This window comes from Pedobacter sp. KBS0701 (assembly GCF_005938645.2).
Lineage (GTDB): Bacteria > Bacteroidota > Bacteroidia > Sphingobacteriales > Sphingobacteriaceae > Pedobacter.
This window is the reverse complement of record NZ_CP042171.1, coordinates 3,046,419-3,063,143: the sequence shown is the minus strand read 5'-3', so window position 1 is coordinate 3,063,143 and position 16,725 is coordinate 3,046,419. Positions and strand designations below refer to the sequence as shown.

The window sequence follows — 16,725 nt, the reverse complement described above, 5'->3', positions numbered from 1 at the left end:
CAATTTAATTTTACTAAAAAACGCCAGTGTAATTAAATGGAGTAATAGTTCTCAATTGCACTTTTATGGCTTCCGAAACTGCTAAGCCTTCAATAAACTCTGCAATACTAGCTGCATTAATTTTTGAATTGGTTCTGGTTAATTCTTTTAAGGCTTCGTAAGGGTTAGGGTAGTTCTCTCTCCTTAAAACTGTTTGAATGGCTTCGGCAACAACTGCCCAGTTTTCATCTAAATCTGCATGTAAAGCAGCTTCATTTAATAGAATCTTATTTAATCCACGTAAAGTAGAATTAATGGCAATTAAAGTATGCCCAAAAGGAACACCAACATTTCTTAATACTGTAGAGTCCGTTAAATCTCTCTGTAAACGCGAAATCGGCAATTTAGCAGCAAAGAACTCGAAAAGTGCATTTGCAATTCCAGCATTTCCTTCTGCGTTTTCGAAATCGATCGGGTTAACTTTATGTGGCATAGCTGATGAACCGATTTCTCCCGCTTTGATTTTCTGTTTGAAATAATTTTTCGAAATATAGGTCCAGATGTCTCTGTCTAAATCGATAATGATGTTATTGATGCGTTTTAAAGCATCGCACTGTGCGGCAAACTGATCGTAATGCTCAATCTGTGTAGTGTGTTGAGCTCGGGTTAAGCCTAATATTTCATTTACAAAATGATTCGAAAAATCAACCCAGTTTAATTGAGGATAAGCAATATGGTGTGCATTGAAGTTTCCGGTTGCACCACCAAATTTTGCGCTGTTCGGGATAGATTTTAAACTTTCCAGCTGAATGCTTAAACGTTCGGCGAAAACCAAAAATTCTTTTCCCAGTTTAGTAGGAGAGGCCGGCTGACCATGCGTATGTGCCAGCATCGGAATATCCTTCCATTCTGTTGCCAGTGCGTTTATTTTTTCGATTAAAGAATCAATCGCCGGGTAGTAACTTTCGTTCAGCGCCAGTTTGATAGAATAAGGGATGGCGGTATTGTTGATATCCTGAGAGGTTAAGCCAAAATGGATAAACTCTTTATAGTTTTGAAGGGATAAAGCATCAAATTTACTTTTGATAAAATATTCAACCGCTTTAACATCATGATTGGTTACTTTTTCAGTTTCTTTAATTTCCAGCGCATTAGCTTCTGAAAAATTTTCGTGTATTTTACGTAATTCTGCATAAAGATTTCTGTCAAAACTCTCCAAGCCAGGCAAGTTGATTTCGCAAAGTGCGATAAAATATTCGACTTCTACAAAAACACGGTATTTAATCAGTGCTTCTTCCGAAAAGTAAGCAGCTAAACTTTCGGTTGTTTTTCTGTAACGGCCATCAACAGGTGAAATAGCTTGTAGTGATGTTAAATTCATTATGCGGATTATATTTTTGCCGCAAATTTACGACAATTGATGGATTTTAAGGTCTAGATGCCTAAAAATAAAAAAAGCCTTAGGTGTACTAAGGCTTTTTCAAATGGTTTGATAAAACTATTTTTTAACTTTAGTAGTATCAGTTTTAACAATAGTGTCTTTAACGGTTGTGTCTTTTACAGTAGTATCTTTAACTGTAGTATCAACAACTGTAGAATCAACTTTGGATGAATCTGTTCCGCCATCTTTCTTCTCTGATTTACAAGCTACAACAGATAGAGATAAAGCTAGAGCTAAAAAGCCCATCTTGAATAAATTTTTCATTGTCTTTTTAATTTGTTTGGTTATTAAAATTAATTAATTACTAATTTATATAAAAAAGCTGGAAAAGTAACCCGGTTTTGTTAAATAAAAAAGGTCAATATGTAAAAAATATCGACCTTTTTATGTTATTTAGTTGAAATAACTAGTGTTTTACTTCAGTTTTTTCGGTTGTTGCTTTAACTGTAGTGTCTTTTACAGTAGAATCTTTAACTACTGTATCAACTTTAGTTGTATCAGTAACAATTGTAGAAGAATCGGTCACTGTTGTATCAGTGCCATCTGCTTTTTTAGATGAATCGCCACAAGCAGCGACAGTTAAAGATAAAGCAAGGGCTAAAAAGCCTAATTTGAATGCATTTTTCATCTTGATATATGTTTTAGGGTTTAATATATACTATTAATACTAAAAATTTGAAAAGGTAACCTCCTTGTTTTTTGCAAATAAAAAAAGCCTTTGAAAATGGATTCCAAAGGCTTTATTATAAGTAAGTTAAACTAGTGTTTAACTTCAGTTTTTTCTGTAGTAGTTTTTACACTAGTATCTTTTACTGTAGAATCTTTAACTACTGTATCTTTTTTAGTAGTGTCAGTAATTACAGTTGAAGAATCAGTAGCTGTAGTATCAGCACCTTCTGCTTTTTTCTCTGAGTTACAAGCAACAACTGATAAAGATAAAGCTAAAGCTAAGAAGCCTAATTTGAATGCATTTTTCATTTTGAATATTTTTTAAGTAATTAATTAATTTACTTGTTAATACACGTTATTGAAAAAGGTAACCCAAGAAAGTGAAAAAAAAATGAAAAAAAATGAAAAAGGCTTCTGATGTATAACCAGAAGCCTTTTTTATGGTAAAGTTAGACTAGTGTTTAACTTCAGTTGTAGTAGTAGTAGCTTTTACAGTTGTATCTTTTACGGTAGAATCTTTAACTGTAGTATCTTTTGCAGTAGTATCAGTAACGATAGTAGAAGAATCAGTTAAAGTAGTATCAGCACCTTCAGCTTTTTTTTCTGATTTACAAGCTACAACTGATAAAGATAAAGCTAAAGCTAAAAAGCCTAATTTGAATGCATTTTTCATTTTTGATTTTTTTAGTAATTAATTTCTTATTAATGCCGCAAAGGTAAAAAGGTAACCCGATAATTTTCAGAAAAGGTAAAATATTTTTTTCTGGCGATTTGGGTTACCGTTTGCTTTTAGTTTGTATTAAGTAATTATAGTAGCAATAAATATTTTTTTGTCTAATATTGGGTTACTATTTATAGAAAAATGTATTAACTAGTGAATAACAGTTTAAAGAGTTCAGTTCCAACAGATAGAGAGGTTATTTTAGGTATTCTAAATAACTCAGAAGATACACTTAACAAGTTATACAAAGCGTATTATGCGATGGTTTTGCAGTTTATCCTAAACAATAACGGTGATGAAGATGATGCAAAAGATGTTTATCAGGAAGGCATAATAATTTTATATAACAAAATTAAGGCTGGTAATTTTGAGCTCAGCAGCAAGCTGAAAACTTATATTTATTCGGTCTGCAGGCGTATATGGCTAAAAAAACTTAGTCTAAACAGTAAAAAAGCCGGTAATATTACCGATTATGAAGATGTATTTGCTGTTGAAGAAGATGTAGAAAACCATGAAGAGAAAGATGCCTCTTTTGCAAAAATGCAATCGGCACTTGATCACCTGGGTGAACCTTGTAAAACCATTATTCAGGATTTTTATATCCACAATTTATCCATGCAGGATATCTGCGAAAAGTTCGGTTATACCAATACCGATAATGCAAAAACGCAGAAATATAAATGCCTGCAGAGGTTAAAGAAAATATTTTTTCAACCATAATTTGAAATGAGAAACGATTTGGAGTTAGATGCAATTATTGAAGATTATCTTTTAGGTAAACTTAATGCACAGGAAATGCAAGCTTTTGAACAGTTACGTCTTAATGATGCCACTGTAGATCATAAGGTAGTTTCGCATAAGTTCTTTTTAGCATCTATGGATACATTTGCAGAACAGCTGCGCTTAAAAGAACAATTAAATCATATTCATTCAGAAATTGATGTTGAAGGTTTAGCTAATACACTAAGGCCACACCCTTCACGTATGGTGCAGTTATGGCGTAAACATAAATCGGCCATCGCAGTAGCAGCATCTTTTGTTGTACTTTCTTTGGTTTCTATCTACTCTATTCAGCATAGCACTCAACAGGCAGAGCGCTACAGACAATTAAGTAATCGGGTGAATAATGCCATTAAAACGCAAAATAGCTTAATCAGAAATATTAAGCATAATAATGCAACTTCTGATAAGCCAAATACTCAGAATAGCTTTGGTGGTACTGGTTTTGCTATCTCTACAAATGGTTACATATTAACTAACCTGCACATTATTAATGGCGCTGATTCTTTATATGTGCAAAACAGCAAAGGAGAATCATTTAAAGTAAAATCAATTTACACAGATCCTCAAAACGATATTGCAATTCTTAAAATAAACGATAAACACTTCAGTAACTTATCTTCCATTCCATATACCATTAAAAGAAATACCAGCAACATTGGCGAAATTGTGTACACTTTAGGTTATCCAAAAGACGATGCTGTGCTAGGAGAGGGATATGTAAGTTCTAAAAATGGTTTTATTGGAGATACCACTCAGTATCAGGTAGCCATTTCGGTTAATCCAGGTAATAGCGGCGGTCCGGTTTTAGACAATAACGGAAATTTGGTAGGTATTATTAGTGGTAAGCCAGATCAGACTGAAGGCGCAGCCTTTGCCATTAAATCAAAATATATTTTAGAGGCCATGAGGGCTATTCCCCAGGATTCATTAGGCGTAAATAAACTTTCTGCCAACAAAAAGAGCTTGCTGTCTGGTTTAAAACGTACCAAACAGATCGAAAAAATACAGGATTATGTATTTATGATCAAAGCTTACTAGATAATCCCCCAAACAAATTAATATGCTTAAACCCTGTAGATCAAAAATCTTCAGGGTTTTTTATTGCAATTGTAATTTGTAGGTCTTAAATTAATATTAAATCTATGTATTTAGTATGGTATTGTTTAAATTTGTTTTCAATCAACTTAAAAATTATCATATTATGAGCATAAGACTAGGCGATACCGCACCCAATTTCAAAGCCAACACATCTGTTGGAGAAATAGATTTTTACGATTATTTAGGCGACAGCTGGGGTGTATTATTTTCTCATCCTGCAGATTATACGCCTGTTTGTACAACAGAACTAGGTAGAACTGCAGCGCTAAAAGGAGAATTTGAAAAAAGAAACGTCAAAGTTCTGGCGCTAAGTGTTGATTCTGCCGAATCGCACAAAGGCTGGATCAACGATATCAATGAAACACAAAATACTTCAGTTGAATTTCCGATTATTGCCGATCCGGATAAAACAGTGGCCAACCTTTACGATATGATCCACCCGAATGCTTCAGAAACATTAACGGTTCGTTCATTGTTCGTGATCAGTCCTGATAAAAAGGTGAAATTGATTATTACATATCCAGCTTCAACAGGTAGAAACTTTAATGAGGTATTGCGTGTAATTGATTCCTTACAGCTTACCGCGAATTATAGCGTGGCTACACCAGCCGATTGGAAAGACGGTGAAGATGTGATTGTAGTTAACAGTATTAAAACTGAAGATATCCCTGCTAAATTTCCAAAAGGACATCAGGTAATTAAGCCATATTTACGTACTACGCCTCAACCAAATAAATAATTTGACAAACTGCTATTTGAAACGCAACATTCTTGTTGAACGGCCAAAAAAGGGTTGCGTTATAGGGGCAAATTATTATATTTGATAGTTTTGTTTCAATATTAACGCTCTAACTGATTGTTTGTTCCATTTTTAATAGTCAATTGGTTGAATGAAATGCTGATCAAAGCGTAAAAGGTTTATTTATTTTATACAATTTTTTATTTTTTTATGGCAACCGGAAAAGTTAAGTGGTTTAACACGCAAAAGGGCTTTGGATTTATTGTGCAAGAAGACAATAAAGATTTATTTGTACATTTTAAAGATGTTTTAGGTGGAATCGAAAGCTTGAAAGAAAACGACACAGTAGAATTTGAAGTAGCTGAAGGCAGAAAAGGTTTACAGGCAGTAAACGTTAAAAAAGTTTAAGCAATAATATAACGATTATTTCTTCATCCATATAAAAAGCCTTTCGAGAGAAGGGCTTTTTATATTTTGTAGCGCCTCGTTTGTCATTCTTAAAGTTTATCGTAGTACTGAAGAGAAGCGAAATGGAGAAATCTGCTCATTTAGATTCCTTGGCTCCGTTGCACTTTGCCCGAAATGACATATTTTTTTTGAAAAGCAGCAGTCGTGGTACTTCTGTTTCGATAGTCCCTCCATTTGCTTAATCCCGATTGAAATGGTCTATGATTAAAATATAATACTCCAATCGGGATAACGCTGTCTGTCGGGTTTATTTTACAAAGATAGCTGTACTATCAGCGCCAGCTAAACCCGATCTTAGTGAGATGCCGATATTTTCATCGGCAGAAGCGGGAGCTGGACTGTGAGATCCCAAAAGCTTCTGAACCTGCTTTCCCAAAAAAAGTGCCTGGCTAAAGATTCTTCACTACGTTCAGAATGACAGACTTCAATAGAGGGATCGTCATCTCGACCGGAGCAACGCGAAGTGGAGAGATCTATTTAAACAGATTTTGCTTCGCAGAGCCTTCGGATTTCTGCCCGTTACACTGATAGCTATCTGGTTCGCATATAATGACGATTGGGATATTATGTAATTGGCTCTGACATACTTTTTTTGAAAAGCAGCAGTTGTGGTACTTCTGTTTCGATAGTCCCTCCATTTGCTTAATCCCGATTGAAATGGTCTATGATTAAAATATAATACTCCAATTGGGATAACGCTGTCTGTCGGGTTTATTTTACAAAGATAGCTGTACTATCAGCGCCAGCTAAACCCGATCTTAGTGAGATGCCGATATTTTCATCGGCAGAAGCGGGAGCGGGACTGTGAGATCCCAAAAGCTTCTGAACCTGCTTTCCCAAAAAAAGTGGTTGGCTAAAGATTCTTCACTGCGTTTAGAATGACAGTGATTAATTTAGAATGACGATTAATAATATTGAATAATTGAAGCCTTCAAAATCACATTTTCTCCATTTGCAATCTTTGTAAAAATCAAAAACTGCTGCTGATCGGCTTTGATTTTATATTTCTTTACTAAATCTTCTGGCTTTGCAGGGTAATTGCGGACAATGACATTGCCTTTTAAATTTGTCTCCTTTTTCAGTTCTCCTGTGTTTAATATGGCTTCAATTTTGAATATACGACCAGGAAATGCTTTATTTGTCGAATCAGATGTAAATAATTGGGTTTGGGGATGCAGTTTTAAGAGATTGTAAGTTGATGCGATTAAGTTAAAAGCACCTGATTTTAATAAGGCAGCATCTGGCTCGTACAAATAATGATCAATGCTTAGGCTTTCGGCAAATTGTACAGCTCCGTTAGCTGCCGATCGGTAAAAGGAAAAGTCTTTTTCAACTTTATTATTGAGCGTTACTGCAATTATTTTAGTGTCTTTATCGAATCCCTTATCGATTACCCATAAGAGCTCTTTACATTCGTTTTTTACACTTACAATGTGTATTTCACTCACCTGGTTTAATTCGGCCAATCCAGCTGAAATATCAAGCAATGGGGCAGTTTTGATGATAATCCTTGACGATTTCTTTAGTAATGCATCTAAATGAGTCACTATGTCGGGTGTACAGTCTTTCAGCATAAAAACTTTGCCCTTTTCTGCTCTTCGGGCCGGATCTACATAAATGGTGTCAAATGTGGTATCAGTTTTTTGAATATACGCAATGCCATCTTCTGCCTTGAATTTGATATTTTTTGCGTTTAATGTAAGCGCGTTATGTTGTGCTATTGCCGATAATTCGGGATTGATTTCGCAGTGAATAACTTCTTTAACTTTTTTAGCAAAATAGTAAGTATCTACACCAAACCCTCCTGTTAGGTCGATTAAAGTATCTTCGTTGGCAAGCTTTGATTTATATTTTGCCGTGATCTCGGAAGAAGTTTGTTCGATGGATAAAACAGGCGGGTAATAAATATTTTCGGTATGGAACCAAGTTGGTAATTTCTTCTCCGATTTCTTTTTTGCCGTAATCTGTATCGCTAATTCTGCAGAAGTGATGCCTTCGAAAGGACTTTTAGCTAAAGCAATTTGATTTACATCAGCATTTAAGTTGGTATTGATGTAATCTTGTACGGCTTTGGCTAAAAGTTTGTTGTTCATTTTTGGAGTAGTATCAAGTATCAGGTAGGAAGTATCAAGTAGCGGGTATTAAGACGGACTCATATCTTCCCACCTCTGACCTCGGACTATTTATTTTTCATCACCATTTGGCAGGTATGGCGGCTCTTCACTTCGAGTAAAATATCCTTCTCAACTGTTACACGATCAATTGTTTGCTGGTTGTAATAACGGATGGTTACCAGTTCCAGACCCTTGTTGTATTTTACTGTAAACTCGGTTGACAGGTCTTTAATCAGTTTTTCAATCTGGACAGGATGATCATCAACACTCACCGAAAAGCTGATTGCAGAGTTAAGCATGGTATTGATTTTGATTTTATGCCTATGGAAAAGCTCAAAAATATTGCTCAGGTTTTCTTCAATAATAAAAGAATAATCTTTAGGGAAAATAGAAATCAATGCCTGGTTGACCTTGAAAATAAAAGAGGGGATAGGCAAAGGATTGTTTTCTTTCGTAATGGCTGTTCCTGAACCTTCTGGTTGTATAAATGATCTTACGAAAAGCGGAATGCCTTTGTTTTGAAGCGGTTTGATGGTTTTGGGATGGATTACCGTTGCACCGTAATATGTAAGTTCTATGGCATCATGATAAGAAAGCTGGGCAATTTTTTCTGTCTCATCAAACCATTTTGGATCTGCGTTTAATACACCCGGAACGTCCTTCCATATGGTTAAAGCTGCTGCATCCAGACAGAAAGCAAATATAGCTGCCGAATAATCAGAACCTTCGCGACCTAATGTTGTGGTATAATTTTCACTTGTTCCGCCAATAAAGCCTTGTGTTACAATGATATTATCGGTTAAAAGTGGTACTAAATCTTTCTGGATAACCTGGTTGGTTTTTGTCCAGTCTACTTTTCCTTCCTTGTACGTATTATCAGTCTGGATGTAGTTGCGTGCATCGACCCAAAGGGTTTTATTACCCATTTCGTTTAACCAGGCTGCTACAATTTTAGTAGAAACTACCTCACCGATGGATACAATCTGATCGTAAATATAATCCGGATTGTTATCAGGTTCATCCTCAATTAACCAATCGATTTCGACAAAGGTATTGGCTACGTCATCATAAACCGGATGGTGTTTTCCCTGAAAAAGTTCGTCTATAATGCTGAAATGGAAATGTTTAATTTCTTCAAAAATTTCATGTGCCTCATCATTTTGCGAGAGGAAAGCATGGGTTAGGTCTTCCAACCTGTTGGTAATTTTGCCCATGGCAGAAATTACGATCAGTAGGTTTCCTTTTTTATAATCGCGAACAATATTGGCCAGATTTTTTACACCTGCCGCATCTTTTACCGAGGCACCTCCAAACTTAAAAATATCCATATTAAAATGCCTTGATTTGTGCTGTAGACAGCGCTGCGTTTAACCAGCCGCTTTCTAAATGTGCTTTATATTTATTGTAAAAATTGATGGCCGGCTCGTTCCAGTCCAGTACTTGCCAAACCATACCGCTGTAATTGCCGTTTTTGGCTTCTTCTATTACCTTTTCGAATAATATTTTGCCCAAGCCTTTTCCCCTGAACTCTTCTGTTACAATAAAATCTTCGAGGTATAACCTGCAGCCTTTCCAGGTGGAGTAGCGGGTATAATATAGGGCAAACCCAACAATTTTATTGTCAACTTCAGCAACAAAAGCTTTCCAAACAGGGTTTTTACCAAAGCCGGCATCGATAAAATGGTCTAAGCTAACAGTTACTTCTTCAGGAGCGCGTTCATAAACGGCAAGTTCGTTAATCAACTCTAATATTCTTGGGCAATCTTCAGCGGTTGCAAACCTGATGTTAAAATCCATATTAGTTAGCAGAAATATCGTTTTTAAAATGTTTAATTACCCTTTTTCCAAAAATACTGCTGCCAATGCGTACCATTGTACTGCCTTCTTCGATCGCGATTTTATAATCGGCACTCATTCCGGTCGATATTTCTTTAAAAGAATCCTCTTTACGGAAGAAACTCACTTTTATGCCATCAAAAAATACTTTCAACTCGTGAAATTCGATCGTTATTTGCTTTTCGTTTTTGGTATTGGTGGCAATACCCATTAATCCGACAATACGGATATTTTTTAATTCAGCAAAGGCTTCTTCACGGAGAAGTTCAATCACTTCATCAAAGCCGAGTCCAAATTTAGTGTCTTCATCAGCAATGTAAACCTGTAGTAAACAATCGATTACGCGTTTGTTTTTTGCCGCTTGTTTGTCGATTTCCTGCAACAGTTTTAAACTGTCTACCCCATGTATTAATTTTACAAAAGGTGCAATGTATTTTACTTTATTTGTTTGTAGATGGCCGATGAGGTGCCATTCGATATCTTTTGGAAGTTGTGCTTCTTTTTCAACCATTTCCTGTACATGGTTTTCACCAAAAATGCGCTGTCCGGCGTTGTATGCTTCTAAAATTGATTCAATTGGCTGTGTTTTTGAAACTGCAATCAGTTTTACCCCATCTGATTCAACTTCGCTTTTATATTGTTTAAGATTATCAGCTATGCTCATTTATAACTATTTTTGGTAAAATTAATAACCTTGCCGCAATTTGGGCAAAAAATAATATTTAAATTAAGCATGAAGAGATTAATATGGGTTTTAATGACAGCTATATTATGGTTTGGATGTAAGCCTGGTATACCTGATGGCATTATTAAACCTGATAAAATGGAGAAGATTTTATACGACATGCACATTGTTGATGGGTACCTTTCCAGTATTTATATAGTAGATTCTGCAAAGAAGGTTGGTGCAGGTTATTATAAGGGGATTTATAAAAAATTCGGTACAGATTCTGCCCAATACAATAAAAGTTTACTCTGGTATAATACAAATCCTGTAGCGCTGGAAGCTATGTATAAAAACATTCAGAAAATGTTGGCTAAACAAAAAAAAGGAACAGAGTTAGCCGATTTAATAATTAGGAAAAAACAGTTTAAAGCTGATTCGTTGGTGATAGCAAAGAAATTTAAAGCCGATTCTCTTGCGATCAGAAAAAAAATGAAACCAGATTCTTTATCAAAGGTTAAAGCTGTGGCGGCAATTGCCAAAAAGAAAAAACAGGCCGATTCACTTATCAATATAAAAAAAGCTGGAGTAGTGAGTGCATTGCCCACACCAGCCGTAGTACAATAATATGTTATATCCCGAAAATTGTTTAGAACGTTTAGGTTTTGTGGAAATCAGGCAACTGATCAGCAAGCATTGTTTGAGCCCCATGGGGCAAACGATGGTGGAAAAGATGCAAGTGATGAACCGTTTTGATCAAATTGATAAATTTTTACGTCAAACAAACGAGTTCAAGAGCATCCTGCAGAATCAGGAACCCTTACAGATCAATACCTTTTTTGATATCAAATCGCTGGTTGAAAAAATCAGGGTAGAAGGAACTTATCTTTTAGAGGATGAGTGGTTCCAGGTATATACTTCCTTACAGACCGTTTTTTCGGTGCTTCGCTTTTTTGAAGAAAGGGCGGAGGTTTATCCAACGCTCGAAGCTTTATTTGAGCATTTACCAATCGAAAAAAACATTCTGCGTAAAATAGAAACGGTGATTGATGCCAAAGGAAAGATTAAACCCAATGCATCAAAAGAATTGCAGGAGATTACTTCGGCTATTTCTAAAGCGGAGCAAGATGTTCGAAAGCGTATGGATTCGATCTACAAACAGGCTATAGCCAATAATTGGGTTGCCGATGGTAGCTTAACTATTCGTGATGGCAGGATGTGTATCCCGGTATTGGCCGAGAATAAGCGCAAACTTAAAGGTTTTGTGCATGATGAATCAGCCACAGGGCAAACCGTTTATATTGAGCCAGAAGAGGTTTTTACCTTAAACAACAAACTGCGCGATTTAGAATTTGACAAACGTCGCGAAATCATCAAGATTTTAATTGCTTTAACAGACGATCTTCGTCCGTATTCGCCATTATTACTTTCTTACCATGGCTTCCTTACTAAATTGGATTTTGTGCGTGCAAAAGCATTGTTTGCTTTAGATATTGAAGCCGAAATGCCCGGTTTATTAAAGGAGCCGAAAACCAGGCTAATCAATGCCAGGCATCCCTTGTTATCCATCTCTTTCGCAGCTGAAAAGAAAAGCGTTACCCCATTAAATATCCATATCGATGCTGAAACGCGTGTGGTCCTGGTTTCAGGACCAAATGCAGGTGGTAAATCGGTTTGCATGAAAACGGTTGGTTTACTGCAGATTATGTTGCAAACAGGTTTGTTGATACCCGTTGATACAAACAGTGAAGTGGGTATTTTTGAGAATATTTTTGCCGATATCGGCGACGATCAATCGATAGAAAGTGATTTAAGTACTTACAGTGCACACCTGAAGAAGATGCGTTATTTTGTAGAGCATGCTTCGCCAAAAACAATGGTGCTGATTGATGAGTTTGGTACAGGTACCGATCCACAGTTTGGCGGACCAATGGCAGAGGCTGTTTTAGAGGTGTTGAACAATAAAAAAGTGAGAGGTGTAATTACCACCCACTATTCTAACTTAAAGTTGTTTGCAGGGAATACACCTGGTTTGGAAAATGCATCAATGCTTTTTGATAATGCAAAGATGAAACCGCTTTACATTTTAGAAATGGGCAAACCCGGAAGTTCTTATGCTTTCGAAATTGCACAGAATATTGGTTTGCCAAAAGAAGTGATCCAGTTGGCCAAAGAGAAAACAGGATCTAACCAGAACCGGGTAGATACAATGTTGGTTGATCTGGAACGTGAAAAGAAAAATGTTTATGATGCGAAAGTAAGTTTGGCCAATCAGCAGAATAAGGCCAAAAACCTGGTTGCCGAAAATGAAAAGTTAAAAACATTTTTAGAAGAGAATAAAAAAATCCTGATTAAAGAAGCGAAGCAAGAGGCGCAAAATATTATTAAAAATGCCAATAAACTGGTAGAAAATACCATTGCCGAGATTAAGGAAAAACAGGCCGATAAAGAAGTTACTAAAGGGCTCCGCCAGAATTTGCAGCGCGAACTCGCTAAAAATACTATACCAAAAGAGCGTCCTAAGCCGGCACCAGTAGTTGTAGGGGGTGAAATTGGAGTGGGCGATCTGGTTAAATTTACAGATAGCGAAACTATTGGTCAGGTTTTGGAAATTAACCGGAATGAACTGGTTTTAGCCATTGGCGATTTACGTTCGACAGTGAAGAAAAACCGTGTACAAAAGGTAAGTAACCGGGAAGCTAAAAAAGTGATTCAGAGCGGTGCACACTCGTTTGCCGGACGTATGAATGAAGCAGTATCGGACTTTAGGGCTGAATTGGACCTGCGCGGAAAACGCACGGAAGATGCCTTATTTGAAGTTGAAAAATACCTGGATAAAGCCATTATGCTTGGTTTTCCTTCTATTAAACTAATACATGGTAAAGGTGATGGGATTTTGAGGAAAATGATTAGGGAGTATTTACGGAAATATAGCCAGGTGAATAGAATGGAAGATGAGCATGCAGATAGAGGTGGAGATGGGATTACGTATGTATATTTGAATTGATGAGTTAGATTTGAGACAGGAGATGTGAGATGGGGCAGGCGTCATCTCGACTGAAGCGTAGCGGAATGGATAGAGTTGATGTAGTAGTATTGGATGTTACCATCCGGCACTGAGAAAAATCTTGTTGCTAATCTCTTTGTAGTGGTGTTGGATGTTACCATCCGACATTGAGAAAAATCCTGTTTGCTTACTCTTTTATCAATTTAGCCTGTCAGATGGAAACATCTGACTGCACACAAAACTTTATAGTCGTAACTGTGTTATTTTTAAAACGTTACGGTTATGAAAAAAATCTTACTCTGCCTTTTTGTGGTATTATTTATCACAACTTGCAAAAAGACTGACGATAGTAATGAAGATCCGGGTACCATGCCTGATGTAGAATTAAAAGCAAAAGTTGTTGTTTCAGGATTAACTTTGCCATGGGAAATGGTGTACGGACCTGATAATTTCATTTGGTTTACTGAGAAAGCAGGCAAAATCAGCCGTTTGAATCCTTCAACCGGTCAAATTACACCATTATTAACCATTTCAGAAGTACGTACCAATGGCGAAGGAGGTTTATTGGGCATGGTCTTACATCCTGATTTCACTGATAATCCTTATGTATATGTGATTTATGGATATGGAAACACTTACAAAGCGAAAGTGGTCCGTTATACTTATAGCGGAGGGAATTTAACCGGTCCATTGGTTTTACTCGATCAGATTCCTGCGGCTTCTATACATAATGGCTCACGCTTGTTGATCAGCGGTGGTAAATTGTTTATTAGTACCGGCGATGCATCCGATACGGCCAATCCTCAAAATATAAATTCATTGGCAGGCAAAATTTTAAGGATCAATTTAGATGGTTCTATTCCTGCAGATAATCCTTACCCAAATAATCTAGTTTGGAGCTTAGGACATCGCAATGCGCAGGGATTGGTTCAGGTAGGCAGCAAAATATTTTCTTCTGAACATGGACCGGATTCGGATGACGAAATCAATATTATTGAAAAAGGGCGAAATTATGGTTGGCCGAACATTAAAGGTTTTTGTAATGAAAGCGGTGAACAATCGTTCTGTAGTTTGAACAATGTGGCAGAGCCACTAATCAACTGGACACCTACCATTGCACCAAGTGGTTTGGCTTATTACAACAATGATTATATTCCTCAGTTTAAAAATTCGTTGTTGTTAGCGGTGTTGAAAGGAACTAAGCTGATGCAGTTAAAATTAGATGATACACAGACCAAAATTACAGCAACGAAAGATTTTTATGTGAATACTTATGGTAGGATCAGGACTGTTTGCCAATCGCCTGAAGGCAAAGTTTATATCTGTACCAGCAATGGAAGTGATGATAAGATTGTAGAAATAGCGAAATAGGCTTATTTCTTTTTATTACCCGGGCACTTTTTACAGCGTTTACCTTTTTTAAATTTTTCACAACATTTTTTGTGTTCAGCGGTACAGCTGAAAATAAAACCCATCCCTTTTTGAAATTCTGGATCAGTAGGTAATATGAACTGGCTTTCTTCTCTCTCGTAAATCATTGCTGTACAAAGGTAATGGTTATTTAGATTAATTCCAATTGATAAATATTCCTGAGAGATTTAAAATTATAATTGCTGCATTCTGAAGGCAATTTGTAATTTAGCGCACTAACCAAAAATTCATAAGATGATAAATAAAGTAGTATCTGGTGCCGAAGAGGCCATCAAAGATATATCAGATGGGGCAACCCTAATGCTTGGTGGTTTCGGGCTTTGTGGCATTCCAGAAAATTGTATCAATGCTTTGGTAAGCAAACAGGTTAAAAATTTAACCTGCATTTCCAATAATGCTGGTGTAGATGATTTTGGTATTGGTTTAATGCTAAAACAGCGTCAGGTAAAAAAAATGATTTCTTCTTACGTAGGTGAAAATGCCGAGTTTGAAAGGCAGTTGTTAAGTGGCGAACTGGATGTAGACCTTATTCCTCAGGGTACTTTGGCTACCCGTTGTCTTGCCGCCGGATATGGTATGCCCGCAATTTTTACCCCTGCTGGTGTAGGAACTGAAGTAGCAGAAGGTAAAGAAGTACGTAATTTTGATGGTAAGGATTATTTGATGGAATATGCATTTGATGCCGATTTTGCCATTGTTAAAGCCTGGAAAGGTGATACAGCAGGGAATTTAATCTTCAGGTCTACAAGTCGCAATTTTAATCCGGTAATGGCGATGGCAGGTAAAGTTACCATTGCTGAAGTGGAAGAACTGGTTGAGGCGGGTGAATTAGATCCTGATTATATCCATACCCCTGGTATTTATGTTCACCGGATTTTTCAGGGCAAAGAATATGAGAAAAGAATTGAGCAGCGAACGGTTAGAAAGTCTGAAGTCTGAAGTCGGCAGTCTGAAGTCGAATAGCAGATTAAAATATTCAACCATTCAATTATTCACTCACTCAATCAATTAAAATTTATGTTTTCAAAAGAAGAGATCGCACAGCGCATCGCTAAAGAAATAAAAGACGGATACTACGTTAACCTGGGTATCGGTATACCTACGCTGGTGGCCAACTATATCCCAAAAGGAATTAATGTGGTATTGCAATCAGAAAACGGCTTATTGGGCATGGGCCCATTTCCTTTTGAAGGAGAAGAAGATGCTGATTTAATAAACGCCGGAAAACAAACCATCACCACCTTACCTGGATCATCTATTTTCGATTCGGCCATGAGTTTCGGAATGATCCGTGCACAAAAAGTAGATTTAACTATTCTTGGTGCCATGGAAGTTTCGGAAAACGGAGACATTGCCAACTGGAAAATTCCGGGTAAAATGGTTAAAGGAATGGGAGGTGCAATGGATTTGGTGGCCTCGGCCAAAAATATCATTGTAGCCATGCAACATATCAACAAAGCCGGTGAAAGTAAATTATTGCCAAAATGTACCTTGCCCTTAACCGGTGTGAAATGCATCAAGAAAATTGTTACCGAACTTGCGGTTTTAGATGTTTTACCTGAAGGTGGTTTTAAACTTTTGGAACGTGCACCGGGGGTGAGTATCGAATTTATACAGAAATCTACAGCGGGGAGACTGGTTGTGGAGGGTGAAATTCCTGAAATGAGACTGGATTAATTGGTAGTTTGTGAGGACACAAACCGTGGCTTTATAAATCGCGGCGATTAGGGCTTCGACTCCGCTCAGCCTGACACTTTGTAATAAAAAAAGAAGTC

18 protein-coding genes are annotated in these 16,725 nt (G+C 36.8%); 9 read left to right on the top strand and 9 right to left on the bottom strand.

The features are described from left to right. Positions 1-13: 13 nt before the first annotated feature. The 5 genes from purB to FFJ24_RS12395 form a co-directional block, all read right to left on the bottom strand. Positions 14-1,360 (bottom strand): adenylosuccinate lyase, encoded by a 1,347-nt coding sequence (gene purB, locus FFJ24_RS12415; RefSeq protein WP_138821787.1) that lies wholly within the window; start codon positions 1,358-1,360, stop codon positions 14-16. A 117-nt stretch (positions 1,361-1,477) separates the two neighbouring features. Next, the gene (locus tag FFJ24_RS12410) at positions 1,478-1,684 is read right to left on the bottom strand and encodes a hypothetical protein (protein WP_138821786.1); all 207 of its coding nucleotides are present in this window, start codon (positions 1,682-1,684) and stop codon (positions 1,478-1,480) included. Between the two features lie 142 nt (positions 1,685-1,826). Then, complete coding sequence (locus FFJ24_RS12405; protein WP_138821785.1) at positions 1,827-2,048, bottom strand: hypothetical protein; 222 nt, start codon at positions 2,046-2,048, stop codon at positions 1,827-1,829. A gap of 131 nt (positions 2,049-2,179) precedes the next feature. Beyond that, on the bottom strand, positions 2,180-2,398 hold the full coding sequence (locus FFJ24_RS12400) for a hypothetical protein (RefSeq protein ID WP_025142864.1): 219 nt from the start codon (positions 2,396-2,398) through the stop codon (positions 2,180-2,182). Positions 2,399-2,543: 145 nt separating this feature from the next. Continuing rightward, positions 2,544-2,762: a hypothetical protein gene (locus FFJ24_RS12395; protein WP_116251788.1), complete on the bottom strand. Its 219-nt coding sequence runs from the start codon at positions 2,760-2,762 to the stop codon at positions 2,544-2,546. 201 nt (positions 2,763-2,963) lie between these two features. On the opposite strand from FFJ24_RS12395, the gene FFJ24_RS12390 reads away from it, so the two are divergent. The 4 genes from FFJ24_RS12390 to FFJ24_RS12375 all read left to right on the top strand — a co-directional run bounded on the left by FFJ24_RS12390 (position 2,964) and on the right by FFJ24_RS12375 (position 5,838). Next, entirely contained in the window at positions 2,964-3,530 is a 567-nt protein-coding gene (locus FFJ24_RS12390) for an RNA polymerase sigma factor (protein ID WP_121283153.1), read from the top strand. Between the two features lie 6 nt (positions 3,531-3,536). Then, positions 3,537-4,631 (top strand): S1C family serine protease, encoded by a 1,095-nt coding sequence (locus FFJ24_RS12385; protein ID WP_138821784.1) that lies wholly within the window; start codon positions 3,537-3,539, stop codon positions 4,629-4,631. 163 nt (positions 4,632-4,794) lie between these two features. Continuing rightward, on the top strand, positions 4,795-5,430 hold the full coding sequence (locus FFJ24_RS12380) for a peroxiredoxin (protein WP_138821783.1): 636 nt from the start codon (positions 4,795-4,797) through the stop codon (positions 5,428-5,430). Positions 5,431-5,640: 210 nt separating this feature from the next. Continuing rightward, positions 5,641-5,838: a cold-shock protein gene (locus FFJ24_RS12375; protein ID WP_029276380.1), complete on the top strand. Its 198-nt coding sequence runs from the start codon at positions 5,641-5,643 to the stop codon at positions 5,836-5,838. A 965-nt stretch (positions 5,839-6,803) separates the two neighbouring features. Here FFJ24_RS12375 and FFJ24_RS12370 read toward each other — a convergent pair. From FFJ24_RS12370 to FFJ24_RS12355, 4 genes are all read right to left on the bottom strand, one after another. Continuing rightward, the gene (locus FFJ24_RS12370) at positions 6,804-7,991 is read right to left on the bottom strand and encodes a class I SAM-dependent methyltransferase (protein WP_138821782.1); all 1,188 of its coding nucleotides are present in this window, start codon (positions 7,989-7,991) and stop codon (positions 6,804-6,806) included. A gap of 86 nt (positions 7,992-8,077) precedes the next feature. Then, positions 8,078-9,340, bottom strand: coding sequence for an aspartate kinase (locus tag FFJ24_RS12365; RefSeq protein ID WP_138821781.1), 1,263 nt, complete (start codon positions 9,338-9,340; stop codon positions 8,078-8,080). Position 9,341: 1 nt separating this feature from the next. Beyond that, the gene (locus tag FFJ24_RS12360) at positions 9,342-9,809 is read right to left on the bottom strand and encodes a GNAT family N-acetyltransferase (protein WP_138821780.1); all 468 of its coding nucleotides are present in this window, start codon (positions 9,807-9,809) and stop codon (positions 9,342-9,344) included. Position 9,810: 1 nt separating this feature from the next. Next, entirely contained in the window at positions 9,811-10,512 is a 702-nt protein-coding gene (locus FFJ24_RS12355; RefSeq protein WP_138821779.1) for a YggS family pyridoxal phosphate-dependent enzyme, read from the bottom strand. A gap of 93 nt (positions 10,513-10,605) precedes the next feature. Here FFJ24_RS12355 and FFJ24_RS12350 point away from each other — a divergent pair, with 93 nt between their 5' ends. The 5 genes from FFJ24_RS12350 (at position 10,606) to FFJ24_RS12330 (ending at position 16,627) form a co-directional block, all read left to right on the top strand. Continuing rightward, a complete protein-coding gene (locus tag FFJ24_RS12350; RefSeq protein WP_168202467.1) occupies positions 10,606-11,139 on the top strand; it encodes a DUF4296 domain-containing protein in 534 nt (177 codons plus the stop codon). Between the two features lies 1 nt (position 11,140). Next, positions 11,141-13,519, top strand: coding sequence for an endonuclease MutS2 (locus tag FFJ24_RS12345; RefSeq protein WP_138821777.1), 2,379 nt, complete (start codon positions 11,141-11,143; stop codon positions 13,517-13,519). Between the two features lie 282 nt (positions 13,520-13,801). Next, on the top strand, positions 13,802-14,890 hold the full coding sequence (locus tag FFJ24_RS12340) for a sorbosone dehydrogenase family protein (RefSeq protein ID WP_138821776.1): 1,089 nt from the start codon (positions 13,802-13,804) through the stop codon (positions 14,888-14,890). A gap of 294 nt (positions 14,891-15,184) precedes the next feature. After that, positions 15,185-15,889, top strand: a complete 705-nt coding sequence (locus FFJ24_RS12335) for a CoA transferase subunit A (protein WP_138821775.1) — start codon at positions 15,185-15,187, stop codon at positions 15,887-15,889. Between the two features lie 78 nt (positions 15,890-15,967). Then, a complete protein-coding gene (locus tag FFJ24_RS12330; protein ID WP_138821774.1) occupies positions 15,968-16,627 on the top strand; it encodes a CoA transferase subunit B in 660 nt (219 codons plus the stop codon). The last annotated feature ends 98 nt before the right edge of the window (positions 16,628-16,725 follow it).